Raw genomic sequence first — 17,565 nt, forward strand, 5'->3', positions numbered from 1 at the left:
GGGGGTGGTCCCGGCTTTCCCTTGTGCTCAGCGTATTGCTGATCGTGGTCCCCGCCTGCGCGGGGTTTCGTCCGGAGCGGTCCGGGTGCCGCCCACTCAGTCACACCCGGTAGCCTCAGCCACATCGCAAAACTTTGGCCTGCAAGGAGCCGCACACCATGACCCAGCGCACCCTCGTCCTCCTGAAGCCGGACGCTGTCCGCCGCTCACTGGTCGGCGAGATCATCGGCCGTATCGAGCGCAAGGCCGATTGGCGGATTACGGCGCTGGAGCTGCGGACCCTGGACCGCCCCATCCTTGAGCAGCACTACCAGGAGCACGTGGGCCGCCCGTTCTACGAGCCCCTCGTCGAGTTCATGGCCTCCGGCCCCGTCGTCGCGCTCGTCGTCGAGGGGGAGCGGGTCATCGAGGGTGTGCGCGCGCTCGCCGGTCCCACCGACCCGATCGCCGCCGCGCCCGGTTCCATCCGCGGGGACTACGGCGTGATCGTCCGCGAGAACCTCATCCACGCCTCGGACTCCGAGGAGTCAGCCGAGCGCGAGCTGAAGATCTTCTTCCCCGGACGCGGCTAGATCGTTTCTGAGGGATCGTCACCTCGCTTTGATGCTGACCTGGGACGGCCGCCGAAAACCGGCCGTCCTGTGGCATATGCGCGCCGATCGGGGGAACGCCTACCCCCGAACGCTCGTCTCCAGAAGCGGGACGACGCATCGCATGCTGACAATGGCGAAGACCCTCGCGTGGTGTCCGTGCAGGCGCGACTACGATGTAAGCCTGGCAAGCCTGTACGCCATCGCACCCACTTCGCCGCCCCAAAACAGAGCCATCACACGCTTCACTTGGGAAGGCCAGACGAATCCTGATGGGGAACTCAATGTCGTTCATCGGCCGTGACATGGCTGTCGACCTCGGGACCGCCAACACGCTGGTGTACGTCAGGGGTCGCGGGATCGTACTCAACGAGCCGTCCGTCGTCGCGATCAACACCAATACCGGTGGCATTCTCGCGGTCGGATCGGAAGCGAAGAAGATGATCGGTCGGACGCCCGGCAACATCGTTGCCGTGCGCCCGCTCAAGGACGGCGTCATCGCCGACTTCGAGATCACCGAGCGGATGCTCCGCTACTTCATTCTGAAGATCCACAAGCGGCGGTATCTCGCCCGTCCCCGTGTCGTCGTCTGTGTGCCCTCGGGCATCACGGGCGTCGAGCGCCGCGCCGTCATCGAGGCCTCGTCCCAGGCCGGCGCGCGCCAGGTGCACATCATCGAGGAGCCGATGGCCGCGGCCATCGGCTCCGGCCTGCCGGTCCACGAGGCCACGGGCAACATGGTGGTGGACATCGGCGGCGGCACCACGGAGGTCGCGGTCATCTCCCTCGGCGGCATCGTCACCGCCCAGTCCATCCGCGTCGCGGGTGACGAACTGGACAGCTCGATCATCCAGCACATCAAGAAGGAGTACTCGCTTCTGCTGGGTGAGCGGACTGCCGAACAGATCAAGATCACGATCGGTTCGGCGTACGACCTCGACAACGACGAACACACCGAAATCCGCGGCCGGGACCTGGTCTCCGGCCTGCCCAAGACCGTCGTGATCTCCGCGGCCGAAGTACGCAAGGCGATCGAGGAACCCGTCAACGCGATCGTCGACGCCGTGAAGACCACCCTCGACAAGTGCCCGCCCGAGCTGTCCGGCGACATCATGGACCGCGGAATCGTTCTGACCGGCGGCGGAGCCCTGCTCCGCGGGCTCGACGAACGCCTGCGCCGTGAGACCGGCATGCCCATCCACATCGCCGAGGATCCGCTGGACAGCGTGGCGCTCGGCTCCGGCAAGTGTGTGGAGGAGTTCGAGGCGCTCCAGCAGGTGCTGGACGCCCAGCCGCGCAGATGACGTAACTCTTCGATTCCGCCGTACGAGATGATCTCCTCTCGTACGGCGGATCGTTGATATAGAGGCATAAGCTCCCCCAAAGACCCCTTTTTCATTAACCTTTCGCCCCGAATTCGCCCCGAAAAAACTCTATTGAGGAAGGCACGCCGCCGCACGTGAGGGACACACGAGAGAGCCGGCTGCTCCTGGTGCTGCTGATCGCGATCGCGTTCGCGCTGATCACCGTGGACATCCGAGGCGGGGAGGACTCACCGGTCGACGGTGCCCGGCAGGCCGCGGCCGCCGTCTTCGGACCGGTCGAGGACGGGGTGGCCACCGTGGTCGACCCGGTCGGCGACGCCGTCTCCGCCGTACGCGACTCCGGTGACCGGCACGACCGGCTCGCCACGCTGGAGAAGGAGAACGCGGCGCTCAAGGCCCGTCTCGGCAGCGACGACCGCAACCGCAGCCGCCTCGGCCAGCTCGACAAGATGCTGAAGACGGCGGGCGCCGGACAGTACGGCATCAAGGGCGCCGAGGTCATCGCCATAGGAGCGGCCCAGGGCTTCTCCTGGACGGTCACCATCGACATCGGCGCCAACGACGGCGTCAAGCGCGACATGACCGTCCTGAACGGGGACGGACTCGTCGGCCGCGTCACCACCGTCGGCCCCGGCACCTCGACCGTACTGCTCGCCAACGACCCGGACTTCACCGTCGGCACCCGGATGGAGGGCAGCGACGAACTCGGCTTCGCCTCCGGGCAGGGCGACCGGCCGCTGCGTGTCCAGCTCCTCAACGGCAAGGTTAAGGTCCAGAAGGGCGACCGGCTCGTCACCTTCGGCTCGCAGGCCGACAAGCCGTTCGTGCCCGGCGTACCCGTCGGGTTCGTGTCCCGGGTCGATCCCTCGGGCGGCGATCTGACACGCACGATCTATGTCACGCCGTTCGTCGGCTTCACCAAGCTCGACATCGTCGGTGTCGTCGTCGAGGCCCCGCGCGCCGACCCCCGCGACACCGTCCTGCCGGCCAAGCCGAGGCCGACGCCCACGCCCACGGTCACCGTGACGGTGACACCGTCCCCGTCGGCGGCCGACGGCCAGTACCAGCAAGAGCAGTAGGAGCTGAACTCCCCATGCGTTTCAACCGGATGCTCCTGTCCACCACCCTGGTCGTCGTCGCCATGGTGATCCAGGTGAGCGTCCTCGCCCGCCTCCACCTCCCGGGCGCCGTCCCCGACCTGCTGCTGCTGACCGTCCTCGGCCTGGCCCTGGTGTACGGCCATGTCGGCGGCGCCCTCGTCGGCTTCGGCGCCGGACTCCTCGCCGACCTCGCCCCGCCCGCCGACCACGCGGCCGGCCGCTACGCCCTCGTGCTGTGTGTCGTCGGCTATCTGGCGGGCCTGGTGAAACCCGAGAACGGCCGGCTCAAGTCGGCCACGGGCCCGATGGCCGTCGTGGTCGCCGCCGCGGTCGGCACGACCCTGCTGTACGCCGGTGTCGGCGCCCTCGTCGGCGACACCGCCGCCCGCCATGTCGGCCTCAGCAGCCTGCTGTTCACAGCCGCGCTGTACGACCTGCTGCTCGCGCCCTTCGTCGTCCCCGGCATCATGTTCCTGGCCCGCAGAGCGGAGAACGACCCGCTGGCGGAGGCCAACTCCGCGGCCAAGAAGACCGACATCTCCTCGGGCTGGCTCTCCTCCGGCACCGGCCTGCGCATCGGCAGCCAGCGCGGCGGCCTGAAGGTGAAGGCGGCCCGCTCCAAGGCCGCCCGCGCCGGCCGTATCAAGGGGGTCAAGCGCCTGTGACCGTCCGTCAGTCGAACCCCGACACCCACGCCCACAGCTTGCTCGTGTACTCGTATGCCTCGTACGTCCGTGTTCCGCACGCGCACTGAGAGGCGGAGGCAGCACCAGTGACCAACATTCCCGAGACCGGCCGGACGCCACGCGTCCAGATCCGTCTCGTCGTCATCCAGATCCTCGTCCTCTCCCTCCTCGGCACCCTCGGCGGCCGCCTGTGGTACCTCCAGATCCGTGAGGGGGACGCCTACGCCAAGGAGGCGTCCGGCAACCATGTGCAGCAGGTCGTGCAGCCCGCCGTACGCGGGTCGATCCTCGACGCGCGCGGGGTGCCGATCGCGGACAACGAGACCCGCCTTGTCGTCTCCGCCTCCCGGACCGAGCTGCTGAAGATGAAGGACGACGGCTCCGCCGTCCTCACCAAGCTCGCCGGAGTCCTCGGCATGAAACCCAAGGACGTCAAGGACAAGGTCCGGCTGTGCGACGCCAAGACGCCACAGCCCTGCTGGAACGGGTCGCCGTACCAGCCGATCCCCATCACCGACGAGGCCACCCCCCGTCAGGCCCTCCAGATCCGCGAGCGCTCCGAGGACTTCCCCGGTATCACCGCCGAGCCCGAGGCCGTGCGCCGCTATGCGGGCCCCGGCGGCTCCAACACCGCCCAGGTCCTCGGCTACCTCTCCCCGGTCACCGACGAGGAGATCACCAAGGCGCAGGACACCGACTCGCCCTACCTCCGCTCCGACCAGGTCGGCCGCTCGGGTCTCGAGCGTGAGTACGACAAGGAGTTGCGCGGCAAGGCCGGCGTCACCCGCTACGAGGTCGACAACCTCGGCCGCGTCATCGGCACCGCCGAGGCGGACCCCGCCCAGTCCGGCTCCAACCTCGTCACCAGCATCGACGCCCGCGTTCAGCGGGTCGCCGAGTACGAGCTGAACGACGCGATGAAGGAAGCCCGCAAGGGGTTCGACGACAACACCGGCGAGAACTACAAGGCCGACGCCGGCGCGGTCGTCGTCATGGAGGCCAAGACGGGCCGGGTCGTCGCCATGGCGTCCAACCCGACGTACGACCCGAACGCCTGGGTCGGCGGCATCTCCGCCAAGGACTACGCCAAGCTGACCGGCAAGAACTCCAACTACCCGCTGCTCAACCGGGCGATCCAGGGCCAGGCGGCCCCGGGCTCCATCTTCAAGGCCATCTCCACCGCGGCCGCCGTCGACGCCGGCTACCCCTTCGACGGGAACTACGACTGCTCCAGCTCGTACTCGATCGGCGGCCAGGTCTTCAAGAACTACGAGTCCAAGGGGTACGGCCCGATCAGTCTCGGACGCGCCATCGAGGTCTCCTGCGACACCGTCTTCTACCGGCTCGCCCACCAGGAATGGGCCAAGGACGGCGGCCTGAAGCCGAAGAAGAACGCGAAGAACTGGTTCTACACCACCGCCCACAAGTTCGGCCTCGGCGCCGTGACCGGCATCGACCTGCCCAACGAGGTCTCCGGCCGCGTCCCCGACCGCAAGTGGAAGCAGGACTACTGGAAGGCCAACAAGGCCTCCTGGTGCAAGTACGGCAAGAAGGGCGGCACGTACGCCGAGCAGATCGCGTACGAGAACTGCCTCGAAGGCAACCTGATGCGCGCCGGTGACTCCGTCAACTACTCGATCGGACAGGGCGACATCCTCGTCACGCCGATACAGATGGCGACGATCTACTCGGCGATCTCCAACGGCGGCACCCTGTACGACCCGACCGTCGGCAAGGCCATCGTCAGCCCCGACGGCAAGTCCGTGCAGGCCATCGCGCCCAAGTCGCACGGCAAGCTACCGGTCACCCCGGCGACCCTGAAGGACATGAACGATGCCTTCGAGGGAGTCGTCACCCGCGGGTCGGCGGCCTGGCGGTTCATCGGCTGGCCGCAGAACGAGATCCCGATGCACGCCAAGACGGGTACGGCCGAGGTCTACGGCAAGCAGACCACCTCGTGGTTCGCGACGTACACCAAGGACTACACGATCGTCATGACGATCTCCCAGGGTGGTACGGGCTCCGGAGCCTCCGGCCCGGCGGTCCGCAAAATATACGAGGCTCTGTACGGCGTCTCCCCGGACGGCAAGATCGACAGCCGGAAGGCGCTGCTGCCCACCCCGCAGAAGGGCCTGCCGAAGATCGAGGCGGACGGCTCCATCGACGCGCCGAAGATCAAGCCGTACGTGCCGCCGGTCGAGGCCACCGACCAGACGCTCGCCCTCGCGGCCGGCCAGCTCCCGCCGGCCACGGTCGCGACGGAACGCACGGGCACCAACAGGGCACACCGCAGGCGCGGGCGGAGCGGACGCGGTACGCGGAGTACGCAAAGGACAACGACATGACCGGCGCGAACACCTTCTCCGTCTCCGGCTACGGCCCCGAACGCTCGTCCCTGTCCCGGCTGCTGGCCCGCGACTCGCTGGCCCGCAGGCTGGACTGGCCGATACTGCTGTCCGCGCTCGCGCTGTCCTTCATGGGCGCGATCCTGGTCTACTCGGCGACCCGCAACCGCACCGAGATCAACCAGGGCGACCAGTACTACTTCCTGATCCGCCACCTCATGAACACCGGCATCGGGTTCTGTCTGATGATCGGCACGGTCTGGCTCGGCCACCGCAACCTGCGCAACGCGGTACCGATCCTGTACGGCCTCTCGGTCCTCCTGATCCTCATGGTGCTGACCCCGCTCGGCGCGACCGTCAACGGCGCCCACGCGTGGATCGTGCTCGGCGGCGGCTTCTCGCTCCAGCCCTCGGAGTTCGTGAAGATCACGATCATCCTGGGCATGGCCATGCTCCTGGCAGCCCGGGTCGACGCGGGCGACAAGCCCTACCCCGACCACCGCACGGTCCTCCAGGCACTGGGCCTGGCCACCGTGCCGATGATGATCGTCATGCTGATGCCCGACCTCGGGTCGGTCATGGTCATGGTCATCATCGTGCTCGGCGTGCTGCTCGCCTCCGGCGCCTCCAACCGCTGGGTCTTCGGCCTGCTCGGCACGGGCGTCCTGGGCGCGGTCCTGATCTGGCAGCTCGGCGTCCTCGACGAGTACCAGATCAACCGCTTCGCCGCCTTCGCCAACCCCGAACTGGACCCCGCAGGCGTCGGCTACAACACCAACCAGGCGCGCATCGCGATCGGCTCCGGCGGCCTCACCGGCACCGGCCTGTTCCACGGCTCGCAGACCACCGGTCAGTTCGTCCCCGAGCAGCAGACCGACTTCGTCTTCACGGTCGCGGGGGAGGAGCTCGGCTTCGTCGGCGCGGGCCTGATCATCGTGCTCCTGGGCGTGGTGCTGTGGCGCGCCTGCCGCATCGCCCGCGAGACGACCGAGCTGTACGGCACGATCGTCGCCGCCGGGATCATCGCGTGGTTCGCCTTCCAGTCGTTCGAGAACATCGGGATGACCCTGGGGATCATGCCGGTCGCCGGTCTGCCACTGCCCTTCGTGTCGTACGGAGGATCGTCGATGTTCGCTGTGTGGGTGGCGGTGGGGCTGTTGCAGTCGATCAGGGTGGAGCGGCCGTTGTCGGCGTAGCGCTCCGCTGAAGGGGCGGTGAGGTTGTGGGTTTGGTGCGGCGCCGTGGGGGCTTGTCGCGCAGTTCCCCGCGCCCCTAACGGCAGCCCCACGCCCCTATGGGGGCGTGGGGCTGCCGTCGGAGGCTGATCGTGACTAGATTCGATTCATGGCGGACACAAAGCGGGAAATCGAGCGGAAATATGAATCCGACGACAGCGGGCTGCCCGACCTGACCGGCGTCGCCGGGGTCGCCGGCATCGTCGACAAGGGCACGGCCGAACTCGACGCGACCTACTACGACACCTCGGACCTACGGCTGGCCGCGGCCTCGATCACCCTGCGCCGCCGCACGGGCGGCCACGACGCCGGCTGGCATCTGAAACTCCCCGTCGGCCCCGGCGTCCGGGACGAGATCCAGGCACCGCTCTCCGACACCGTCCCCGGCGAACTGGCGGCCCTGGTGCGCGCCCGGGTCCGCGAGGGGCAGCTCGTCCCCGTCGTCCGGCTGCGCTCCGACCGGGACCTGTGCGACCTCGTCGACGCCGACGGCAGGCAACTCGCCGAGGTCGGCGTGGACACCGTACGGGCGGAGCGGCTGTTCGGCGGCGAGGGCACCGCCCAGTGGACCGAGATCGAGGTGGAGCTCGCCGACGGCGAGGACCAGCGCATCCTGGACAAGGTGGAAAAGCGCCTCCGCAAGGCGAACGTACGGCCCTCGAAATCCGCGTCGAAGCTGGCCCGGGCGCTGGCGGAGACCAAGGGCGCACACCCACGCCCCAAGGACGAACCTGCGGAGCCCGTCACCGCCGGCGACCACGTCCTCGCCTACGTCCGCGCCCAGCGGGACGCGATCGTCGACCTCGACCCCGCCGTGCGCCAGGACGCCGAGGAGTCCGTGCACGACATGCGGGTCGCCACCCGCAGGCTGCGCAGCACCTTCAAGTCCTTCCCCAAGATCATCGACCGGAAGGTCACCGACCCGATCGGCGACGAGCTGAAATGGCTCGCCGGCGAGCTGGGTGTGGGACGCGACCAGGAGGTACTGGCCGAGCGGCTGGACACGGTCCTCGACGACCTGCCCTCCACCCTCGTCCACGGCCCGATCCAGGACCGGCTGGGCACCTGGTCCAAGACCGAATACGGAGGGGCGCGCCGCCGACTGCTAGGTGTGCTGGACTCGCCGCGCTATCTGACGCTCCTTGACACCCTGGACGCCGTGGTCGCCGACCCGCCGGTGCGCAAGGCGGCGGCGAAGAAGCCGAAGAAGCTGAAGAAGGCGGAGAAGGTGCTCGCCAAGGCCGTACGCAAGGACTTCGCGAAGGTGGCCGCGCTGATCGAGGAGGCCATGGAGCAGCCGCCCGGCACCGACCGCGACCTCGGACTGCACGAGGCGCGCAAGAAGGCCAAGCGCACCCGCTACGCGGCCGAGGCGGCGAACCCCGCTCTCGGCAGCCCCGCCAAGTCCCTCACCAAGGCGATGAAGTCCCTCCAGAGCCTCCTCGGCGACCACCAGGACAGCGTCATGGTCCGCGTCACCCTGGGCGAGCTGTCCGCGGTGGCCCACGCGGCGGGCGAGAACACCTTCACGTACGGCCTGCTGTACGGGCGCGAGGAGCAGCGGGCCGAGCAGGTGGAAGCGGCGCTCCCGGAGGAGTGGGAGGCGATCAGGGACTCTATTGACGTGTAGCACCCGCTTTCGCACCCGGCCCGGGCCGATCTTCACGCGGGCGGGGGAGTCCTCCGGGCGGGTTACGCTTGGTGGTCATCCCCCGTCAGCTCACGAAGGTAACGCCGCGATGTCTGCCGAGTCGGTTTTCCCGCAGCTCGAAGCCCTGCTGCCGCATGTGCAGAAGCCGATCCAGTACGTGGGCGGCGAGCTCAACTCCACGGTCAAGCCCTGGGACGCCTGCGACGTCCGCTGGGCGCTCATGTACCCGGACGCGTACGAGGTGGGGCTGCCCAACCAGGGCGTCATGATCCTCTACGAGGTGCTGAACGAGCGCGAGGGCGTCCTCGCCGAGCGCACGTACAGCGTGTGGCCGGACCTCGAGGCGCTGATGCGGGAGCACCGCGTCCCGCAGTTCACCGTGGACAGCCACCGCCCGGTCGGGGCCTTCGACGTGTTCGGGCTGTCCTTCTCCACCGAGCTGGGCTACACCAACATGCTGACGGCCCTGGACCTCGCGGGCATCCCGCTGGAGTCCAAGGACCGGGGCCTCGACGACCCGATCGTGCTGGCCGGCGGCCACGCCGCCTTCAACCCCGAGCCGATCGCGGACTTCATCGACGCGGCGATCATCGGCGACGGCGAGCAGGCCGTGCTCGACATGACGGACATCATCCGCGCCTGGAAGGCGGAGGGCCGGCCGGGCGGCCGCGAGGAGGTCCTCTTCCGCCTCGCGAAGACCGGCAGCGTCTACATCCCGGCGTTCTACGACGTGGAGTACCTGGCCGACGGCCGGATCGCCCGCGTCGTACCCAACAAGTCCGGTGTGCCGTGGCGCGTGTCCAAGCACACGGTCATGGACCTCGACGAGTGGCCCTACCCCAAGCAGCCCCTGGTCCCGCTCGCGGAGACCGTCCACGAGCGCATGTCGGTCGAGATCTTCCGTGGCTGCACGCGCGGCTGCCGCTTCTGTCAGGCGGGCATGATCACCCGCCCGGTCCGAGAACGCTCCATCACGGGCATCGGCGAGATGGTGGACCGGGGCCTGAAGGCGACCGGCTTCGAGGAGGTGGGCCTCCTCTCCCTGTCCTCGGCCGACCACTCGGAGATCGGTGACATCGCGAAGGGCCTGGCGGACCGCTACACCGAGGACAAGATCGGCCTGTCGCTCCCCTCCACCCGTGTGGACGCCTTCAACGTGGACCTCGCCAACGAGCTGACCAGGAACGGCCGCAGGTCCGGTCTGACGTTCGCCCCCGAGGGCGGCAGCGAGCGCATGCGCAAGGTCATCAACAAGATGGTGTCCGAGGAGGACCTCATCCGGACCGTCTCCACGGCGTACGGCAACGGCTGGCGCCAGGTGAAGCTGTACTTCATGTGCGGTCTGCCGACGGAGACCGACGACGACGTCCTCCAGATCGCCGACATGGCGATGAACGTGATCGCCGAGGGCCGCAGGGTCTCCGGCCAGAACGACATCCGCTGTACGGTCTCGATCGGCGGCTTCGTGCCCAAGCCGCACACCCCGTTCCAGTGGGCCCCGCAGCTCTCCGCCGAGGAGACGGACGCGCGACTGACGAAGCTCAGGGACAAGATCCGCGGCGACAAGAAGTACGGCCGCTCGATCGGCTTCCGCTACCACGACGGCAAGCCCGGCATTGTCGAGGGCCTGCTGTCACGCGGTGACCGTCGTATCGGCGCGGTGATCCGCGCGGTGTACGAGGACGGCGGCCGCTTCGACGGCTGGCGCGAGCACTTCTCGTACGACCGCTGGATGGCCTGCGCGGAGAAGACGCTGCCCGACTTCGGGGTCGACGTCGACTGGTACACGACGCGCGAACGTACGTACGAGGAGGTCCTGCCGTGGGACCACCTGGACTCGGGCCTCGACAAGGACTGGCTGTGGGAGGACTGGCAGGACTCCCTCGACGAGACAGAGGTCGAGGACTGCCGGTGGACGCCTTGCTTTGACTGTGGGGTGTGTCCGCAGATGGACACTTGGCCACAAGTAAGTAACAGCGGGAAGAAGCTGCTGCCGCTGACGGTCAAGAAGGACGCTCCGACCAGCGGACACGTGCACTGACGTGAGTGAGGCGTTGCGTCGCATCGTGGAGGCCCTGGAGGACGGCGGCAGCGAGGAAGAGGCTGCTGCTGTCCTGAGGGCGCTTGGGGCTCGGGGTGGGCGACAGGAGCGCGTGCGGGAGGCGCCGAGGACGCCCTTGCCGCCTCCTGGAGGCTCGACGACCGTGCGTTGCGAGGTGGAGTGGGTCTAGCGTGAGGCTGCCGTGAGAGCCTGGGCGGCATGGGGGAAAAGTCGACCGATCAGGCCGTCCGGAGGTTTCTGCCGACGATCCAGGTCGGTGACTCGTGCAGCGGGACGGTTGTGGAGGTCACCCGGTCTGGAGTGTCGGTGGCTCTGGACGGTTTTGCCGCGCATCCTGTGGGGGTCGTGGGGCCGTTGGACGGTCCTTGGGGCCGGCGTTCAGCTGTGAGTATGGAGGTCGGGCAGCGGATCACCGCTGAGGTGATCGCGGTTGATCCGGACGAGGGCCAGGTCTTGCTGTCGACGGCGGCCACCGAGGATCCGGAACTCTGGAAGTTCCTCAAAGGCCTTCAACTCGGCGAGATCCTGTCCGGTACGGTCGCGGCAATCGAAAGCTTCGGCGTGTTCGTCGCCCTGGACGACGGGCCGCGACACCCGGTTTTCCCTGGGGTCGGCTTCATCACCTTTCCCGAGTTGTCCTGGCGGTGGTTCGATGATCCTTCGGATGTGGTTGAAGTCGGACAACGCGTTTCATGCCAGTTCCTGCAGTTCGACACATGGAACGGAGAGGCGCGGCTGTCTCTGCGGGCCTTGCAACCGGATCCTTTTGCGACGTTCGCTGACCGGACCGAGGTGGGGCAGAGCCTGCGGGGGCGGGTCGTCAAGCTGGTCCCGTTCGGCGTCTTTGTTCAGGTTGCCGACGATGTCGTGGGGCTGGTCCACCTGAGCGAGCTCGCACTGACGCCGGTGGAGAGTCCGGAGCAGGTCGTACAGGTGGACGACCAAGTCTCGGTCGTGGTCAAGGCAATCGACGTGGAGAGGCGAAGGCTGACCCTGTCCTGCCGACGGGGTTGAGGCTGTTCTGGTGCGGGCTGCGACCGCAGTTCGACACATGGCCACAACTGAGCGACAGCGGGAAGAAGCTGCTGCCGCTGACGGTGAAGAAATCGGCTCCGACCAGCTGAAACGGGCGCTGACGTGAGTGAGCCGCTGCGTCGTATCGCCGATGCCCTGGCGGAGGCCAGTGAGGAAGAGGCTGTAGTCGTGCTGGGCGCACTCGGCGTTCCGGGGCGGCAGAAGCGTGTGCGGGATGCCCCCAGGACGCCGCTGCCGCCGCCTGGGGGCTCTTCGAGCATCCGCTGTGAGGTGGAGTGGGTCTGAGGGGCGGAGAAGCCTTCAGAGCACGCTGTCGTTGTGCGTGAGCGGTTCAGGGGAGGCTCGTGCTGCGCGCCGCTGGGCTGGTACGCCGAACCGTCCATCTCCATGGGTGAGCGTGCCGCTGACCGCTTCCGGTGTCTCCGTGTGTGGATCAGTGGCCGTCACGATGCTTCGTGGCCGAGGTGAGCAAGGCCCTCGATCGAGCTGAGGCGTCTATGGAGGTCGGAATCTGGGCCGGGAGTGCTGGTCAGTAGGAGCACCTGGACGGATGGGTGCTCAGGGGCGTAGAGGTCGTCCTGGTCGTCATCACCGGGGATGGCGTTGGGCTGGATCTCGATGGGGCCGCAGGGACCGTCGGCAACGTCGTAGGCACCCCGGTAGTCGCTCTCGCGACCGGTGAAGGTGACTTCGAGGAGATCGCTGACGAGCCGGACCAACTCGCTCGTCGTGTGGGCGTTCGTGCCGTAGATGGCGTGCTCGGTCATCGGCTGACCTTATGCCGGGCGGTCGGGGGCACTGTCTCGGGCCCGGTGCGAGAACTGGTGTGTCCGCAGTTCGACAGGGGGCCGGTCGCCCGAGAGGCCCTGAGAACGCCTCTGCCGTTGCCTGGGGACTTCTTGGGTATCTGCTCTGATGTAGGAGCGGCTTTGAGACGCAGAGGGACGCTCAGACGCTGTCGCGGGACCGTTGCTCCTCTCTCTGAGGCAGGATGGAAGCTCTGAGCTACACAAGTGGGGGTGCAGTGGAAGAGAGCCGCAGAGAGAACAACATCCATAGCCTCGCAACGCCTCAGACCAACAATGAGGCTAGCGGTGGTACTTTCCATGGTCCAGTGATCATGGGTGGTCAGGTTCAGTTCGAGTTGCCTCATCAGAAAGTGCGGAGCGGAACTCGGCTGGGGGCGCATGATCAGATGTTTTCTCACGGAGAGTGGGTTGATCTTGCGTACGACCCCGTACCCGATGCTGGAACTGGTGACTACGCAGAAGACCTTCGTGCGGCCGGGTTTAATTCCTGGTTCGCTGCGAATGGTTTTGCGGACGAAGTCCACAGTAACCGTGCCCATGACCTGTACCTGCCTCTGAACTTGGTCGTCTACGAGCGCCACGATCGCGTGCCCCGATTCGCTCTCCTGCTGACAGGAAACGCAGAGGGGGCTGTGCTTACCGCCTACGCAGCGGCCCTTCCCGACGTGATGAGTTTGCTCGCCCAGTGGACGCCCACTCTGAGACTGCTCGCTCAGACAGACCAGATTGCAAGCTCAATGCGAAAGTAAGTTGACGACGCAGAAGCACCCCATCCCTCCCTCGGCCTCATAACGCGTCAGAAGGTCCACAGGCCGCCTGACTGTGGGTTACGGTCATGAAAGCTGTCCGACGGTTGAGTAACTCCTTGCTGCGCCTTAGGTTTGTGGCGCGTTAGAAGACGATCCCGGGCTGTCAGAGAAAGTGACTCCTGAGAAGTCTCGTCCCTGTATCACTGGCCCATTAAAGGTGCCCCCGCTGATTGTGTTAGTTACCTCCCCGTTGCTCACCCCGACGGATTTAGCCTGCTCATACCATCGGTCGAGTTCGATACGGAAATGAGAGTCACTTGCCGCCCGCGCAGCCAAGGCAACGCTCAGAGCTTGTGCACATGCTGGATCGGTTGGTGCCTGCTCCAGCCTCCGCAGCTCTAGCTCCCCAGAACTCACGTCTGACGAATCTGATGGGGCTTCTTCTCGCCGGAAGGGACGACGTACCAGGCCGGTCAAGGTAACCCAAGCCTGACGCCCAACCTCGCCCCCAGCACCACCCGCTAGAGCGATCAGTATCGCCACTGAAACTGGATCCATCCGCACTGCCCTCCTCACTCGTTCGCATCCCCGCAGAAGGATGCCGCCGCCATGCTACCGGTTTCGGGTCTTGCCGAAGAAAAAACAGAGCCGATGACACGGTTACTGCAGACCCACTCCACTATTTGGGATGGAACAGCTCCTGCGCCATTTCGAAGTAGGCACGAGATTTCTCCTGATTACCTGCGTCACGCTCAAGGAACGACAGATTAAGGAGAGTCACCCCCTCGCCATGAGGGTCGTGGCTCTCTCGGTAGCAGACTCTGGATTGCTGCAAAATATCGCGCGCATTCTGGAAATCACCCATTGCGGTGTGAGCACTCCCAAGATTCATCAGGGTGACAGCCAGCCCGTGTTGGTCCCCGACGCTCTTATACATGGCGACTGCTTTTTTGAAGTGTCGGAGTGATTCCTCGATATTTCCCAATTGTGAGAAGGTTGCAGCGAGCCCTGAGTGGCCTGAGGCCTCCTTTCGACGGTCCCCGCTAAGTTGATGGTAGCGAATTGACTCACCATATGCTTTGGCGGCTTCAGCGAGTCTTCCAGACTCTCGGTAAGTGTTGCCGAGATTTGTCAGAGCTGTTCCGACATGAAGAGGATTTCCCATGGCTCGCCCCAGAGTGAGGGCGCGTTTTAGTGGAGCGATACCCGCCGCTGGTCCGTCCGTCTGCCTTAGTGCTGCGCCCAGGGCGATCAAGATGTCGCACTCCACTTCGCGGTTCCCTGCCATCCGGGCAAGCTTGGCTCCTTCTGTGAGCGGGGTGATTGCGTCACCGAATCGCCTCACAGTTGAGAGCGCAAGTCCTAAATGGTTCAGAGACCTCGCCTGCCAGTCAACGTTTTCGATTTGTCGCGCAGCGCGTAGGGCAGTGCTGGCGACTTCGATCACATCCGCTACTCTCCTGCGGACATCTAGATACAAGCCAAGATGCATGGAGATGTAGTAGACGCTTTCAAAGGATTCTTTCCTCTCTGCTAGACGAATCGCAGCTAGGAGGTTATCTTCCTCGACCCGGAACCATTCGAGCGGCTCGCCGCGCCTATCGCGAAAACGCTGACCTTCCGCTTTCGACGCCCTATCTCTAAGGATCCAATCGGCCGACTCGGATGTGGTCGAATAATAGTCGAGCAAGCGGCGTATGGCCTGATCTCTCCCATCCTCCTTCTCCTCCGCAGCACCCTTTTCGTTTGCGTAGATTCGCAGCAAATCGTGAAGGCGCCAGCGTCCCCACTCTTGCCCAACTTCAATCAGATGCGCCCGGTTGAGAGATTCTAGTATCCGGCCAGTAGTGCGCAATTCAAGATTGCTAAGACGCGAGACAGCTTCACCCGACACGTCTGGTCCGGCATTAATTGGAAGTAGGCGGAAGAGGTGAGCTTGATCCTTAGGGAGGCGTCGGTAGGACAAATCAAAGGCCGCGCGAAGTGCCCGCTCTTCTCTTGTGAGAGCGTCTAACCTCGAATGGGCGTCGGTCAACTCATCGACTAGTGACTTAATCGGACGATTGGATGAATCCGCAAGTAAGGCCGCAGCGATCTGTAGCGCCAAGGGAAGAAATCCGCACAGCTCTGCCACTCGAAGCGTTTCCGCTGACTCTCGCTGCACTCTGATGTCCTTGGTGCCTCTGTGTCGTCGAATTACCGCTCGGATGACCTCGACCGCAGATTCAGGTTGCAGCACGCCCAGGTCATAGAGTTCTGCATCAATGGATAGTGTGTGCCGCGAGGTAATCAAAGCGGCGTTTTTGCCATCGCTAGGGATGAGATGAGAGGCCTGGTCGACAGAGTCTGCATTGTCGACAATGACGAGGATGCGTCTGCCGTGTTCGGCGTAAGACCGCAGTACGGATCGGTACATTCTCGCGCGATCTTGCGTCTCGTCGGGAACGATCTCCGGTGGTAGTCCGAGTGAATTCAGAAGACTACCAAGAGCCTCCCGTGGCTCTACCCTGCGCTCGGCATCGTATCCAGATAGATCAATGAATAATGCGCCGCCAGGAAACCAATCTTTCTCGCCTAAAACGCTATGGGCGACTTGCAGCGCAAGTTCGGTCTTGCCAACTCCAGCCATTCCTGTCACGGCAATCACGGCCTCATTTTGAAGCGTCGATGGGTGCAAGCTCGCAATAATCTCTCCAACTTCATGACTGCGCCCTTCGAATGTAGAAGAGCGGCGGGGCAGACCGCCTAGAGCGGGGCTCACCGTTGGCGGCAACTGAATGGTCGTGTGCTGCCCTTGAATTACAGCACCGAAGAACACTCCGTCTTTGATCTCGTTGTGCATTACAACCCCTTCGTAGCCGCATCCATAGAGCGCGATGGTATCGATTCTGCTCCCGCCGCGGCCTCGCAAGCCCTGGCTGGCAGCGACATTCACGCTGCCCGTTCTCGTGTGCCGTGGTGCTGTCTGGGTACGGTCGTGGTCGTGTCCGGTGCACGTCGGGTTGGTCACCCGCGGGCGTGCGCTGGTTGATCGCGCGTGACTAGGGGAGCTGGTACGGGCATGGCGGTTGACGCTGCTCGATCGGATGAGGGGTTCACGTCGGGGAGGGCTACGCGGGTGATGGTGGCCGCGTGCCGGGCGGCGGGGCTCGATGACGGGGGCGCGGAGTTGATCCGGCTCGGTGAGAACGCGTTGTTCCGGTTGGCCACGGCCCCGGTGATCGTGCGTGTGGCTCGCGGGCAGGAGTGGCTGCCCAGGGCGCGTGTAGAGGTGGCGGTTTCGCGGTGGCTGGCGGAGGAAGGGTTCCCTGCCGCGCGCATCGTTGAGGATCTTGAGCAGCCGCTCGTGATCGAGGGGCACCCGGTGACGTTCTGGCATCTGATCGTTGAGGGTGATCGGAAGGCGACCTACGGGGAGTTGGGGGGCATCCTGCGGGACCTGCACTCGCTGACGGTGCCGGAGGGGCTTGAGCTGCCTTCGTTTGATCCGTTCGACAAGCAGGAGCTGCGGCTGGACCGGGCCGTGGTCTCGCAGGACGACAAATCCTTCCTGCGTAAGCGCTGGTATGAACTGCGCGACAAGTACGCTGAGTTGACGTTCGAGACTCCCAAGGGTCCGGTGCATGGTGATGCCCACGTGCAGAACCTCATGGTGGACGATCAGGGGAAGGTGATCCTGATCGACTTCGAGGCTTTCTGTTTCGATCATCCTGAGTGGGATCTGATGGTCACGGCGGTGGAGCATCACAGTCTTGGGTGGCAGACCGATGAGCAGTACGCCGACTTCGTGGCCGCGTATGGGCGGGATCTGTACGACTGGCACGGGTACGAGACGTTGCGGGGGCTGCAAGAGTTCGGCATGACGACGTGGCTGATGCAGAACGTGCAGGAGGATAAGAGGACGGCTGCTGAGTATGGCCGGCGCATCGCTGGCCTGCGTAATGACGATGCGCCTCGGGACTGGCGGCCCTGGTAGGG

Annotated in this window: 12 protein-coding genes; 10 read left to right on the forward strand and 2 right to left on the reverse strand. The window is 65.5% G+C overall.

The window, feature by feature from the left end; genetic code table 11:
• The first annotated feature begins 158 nt into the window (after positions 1 to 158).
• The 9 genes from ndk (at position 159) to PV396_RS14150 (ending at position 12,008) form a co-directional block, all read left to right on the forward strand.
• Entirely contained in the window at positions 159 to 572 is a 414-nt protein-coding gene (gene ndk, locus PV396_RS14110; protein ID WP_319204384.1) for a nucleoside-diphosphate kinase, read from the forward strand.
• Between the two features lie 302 nt (positions 573 to 874).
• Positions 875 to 1,894 (forward strand): rod shape-determining protein, encoded by a 1,020-nt coding sequence (locus tag PV396_RS14115; RefSeq protein WP_053741250.1) that lies wholly within the window; start codon positions 875 to 877, stop codon positions 1,892 to 1,894.
• 155 nt (positions 1,895 to 2,049) lie between these two features.
• The gene (gene mreC / locus PV396_RS14120) at positions 2,050 to 2,994 is read left to right on the forward strand and encodes a rod shape-determining protein MreC (protein ID WP_319204387.1); all 945 of its coding nucleotides are present in this window, start codon (positions 2,050 to 2,052) and stop codon (positions 2,992 to 2,994) included.
• Between the two features lie 14 nt (positions 2,995 to 3,008).
• Entirely contained in the window at positions 3,009 to 3,680 is a 672-nt protein-coding gene (gene mreD / locus PV396_RS14125; protein ID WP_319204389.1) for a rod shape-determining protein MreD, read from the forward strand.
• 107 nt (positions 3,681 to 3,787) lie between these two features.
• Positions 3,788 to 6,046 carry a penicillin-binding protein 2 gene (mrdA, locus tag PV396_RS14130; protein ID WP_319204391.1) on the forward strand — a complete coding sequence of 753 codons (2,259 nt, stop codon included), beginning with the start codon at positions 3,788 to 3,790 and terminating at the stop codon, positions 6,044 to 6,046.
• Positions 6,043 to 7,242: a rod shape-determining protein RodA gene (gene rodA, locus PV396_RS14135; RefSeq protein ID WP_319204393.1), complete on the forward strand. Its 1,200-nt coding sequence runs from the start codon at positions 6,043 to 6,045 to the stop codon at positions 7,240 to 7,242. The genes mrdA and rodA overlap by 4 nt, the downstream gene beginning before the upstream one ends.
• 148 nt (positions 7,243 to 7,390) lie before the next feature.
• On the forward strand, positions 7,391 to 8,911 hold the full coding sequence (locus PV396_RS14140) for a CYTH and CHAD domain-containing protein (protein ID WP_319204396.1): 1,521 nt from the start codon (positions 7,391 to 7,393) through the stop codon (positions 8,909 to 8,911).
• A gap of 109 nt (positions 8,912 to 9,020) precedes the next feature.
• The gene (locus PV396_RS14145; RefSeq protein ID WP_319204398.1) at positions 9,021 to 10,973 is read left to right on the forward strand and encodes a TIGR03960 family B12-binding radical SAM protein; all 1,953 of its coding nucleotides are present in this window, start codon (positions 9,021 to 9,023) and stop codon (positions 10,971 to 10,973) included.
• Positions 10,974 to 11,384: 411 nt separating this feature from the next.
• Positions 11,385 to 12,008, forward strand: coding sequence for a S1 RNA-binding domain-containing protein (locus PV396_RS14150; protein ID WP_319204400.1), 624 nt, complete (start codon positions 11,385 to 11,387; stop codon positions 12,006 to 12,008).
• Between the two features lie 464 nt (positions 12,009 to 12,472).
• Here the strand turns inward: PV396_RS14150 and PV396_RS14155 are convergent, their stop codons facing one another.
• Both PV396_RS14155 and PV396_RS14160 read right to left on the reverse strand, forming a co-directional pair.
• A complete protein-coding gene (locus tag PV396_RS14155; protein WP_319204402.1) occupies positions 12,473 to 12,796 on the reverse strand; it encodes a hypothetical protein in 324 nt (107 codons plus the stop codon).
• A gap of 1,470 nt (positions 12,797 to 14,266) precedes the next feature.
• Entirely contained in the window at positions 14,267 to 16,429 is a 2,163-nt protein-coding gene (locus PV396_RS14160; protein ID WP_319204404.1) for a tetratricopeptide repeat protein, read from the reverse strand.
• 219 nt (positions 16,430 to 16,648) lie between these two features.
• On the opposite strand from PV396_RS14160, the gene PV396_RS14165 reads away from it, so the two are divergent.
• On the forward strand, positions 16,649 to 17,563 hold the full coding sequence (locus tag PV396_RS14165) for an aminoglycoside phosphotransferase family protein (RefSeq protein WP_319204406.1): 915 nt from the start codon (positions 16,649 to 16,651) through the stop codon (positions 17,561 to 17,563).
• The last annotated feature ends 2 nt before the right edge of the window (positions 17,564 to 17,565 follow it).

It is taken from the genome of Streptomyces sp. ME02-8801-2C (assembly GCF_033793965.1).
In the GTDB taxonomy this organism is placed as follows: Bacteria; Actinomycetota; Actinomycetes; order Streptomycetales; family Streptomycetaceae; genus Streptomyces.

Bases quoted from the DNA above. Each gene is read 5' to 3' on its own strand.
- PV396_RS14160 (WP_319204404.1), bottom strand. From the start codon at position 16,429: ATGCACAACGAGATCAAAGACGGAGTGTTCTTCGGTGCTGTAATTCAA.
- PV396_RS14115 (WP_053741250.1), top strand. From the start codon at position 875: ATGTCGTTCATCGGCCGTGACATGGCTGTCGACCTCGGGACCGCCAAC.
- PV396_RS14140 (WP_319204396.1), top strand. From the start codon at position 7,391: ATGGCGGACACAAAGCGGGAAATCGAGCGGAAATATGAATCCGACGAC.
- PV396_RS14145 (WP_319204398.1), top strand. From the start codon at position 9,021: ATGTCTGCCGAGTCGGTTTTCCCGCAGCTCGAAGCCCTGCTGCCGCAT.
- rodA (WP_319204393.1), top strand. From the start codon at position 6,043: ATGACCGGCGCGAACACCTTCTCCGTCTCCGGCTACGGCCCCGAACGC.
- PV396_RS14155 (WP_319204402.1), bottom strand. From the start codon at position 12,796: ATGACCGAGCACGCCATCTACGGCACGAACGCCCACACGACGAGCGAG.
- ndk (WP_319204384.1), top strand. From the start codon at position 159: ATGACCCAGCGCACCCTCGTCCTCCTGAAGCCGGACGCTGTCCGCCGC.
- PV396_RS14150 (WP_319204400.1), top strand. From the start codon at position 11,385: ATGGAGGTCGGGCAGCGGATCACCGCTGAGGTGATCGCGGTTGATCCG.
- PV396_RS14165 (WP_319204406.1), top strand. From the start codon at position 16,649: ATGGCGGTTGACGCTGCTCGATCGGATGAGGGGTTCACGTCGGGGAGG.
- mreD (WP_319204389.1), top strand. From the start codon at position 3,009: ATGCGTTTCAACCGGATGCTCCTGTCCACCACCCTGGTCGTCGTCGCC.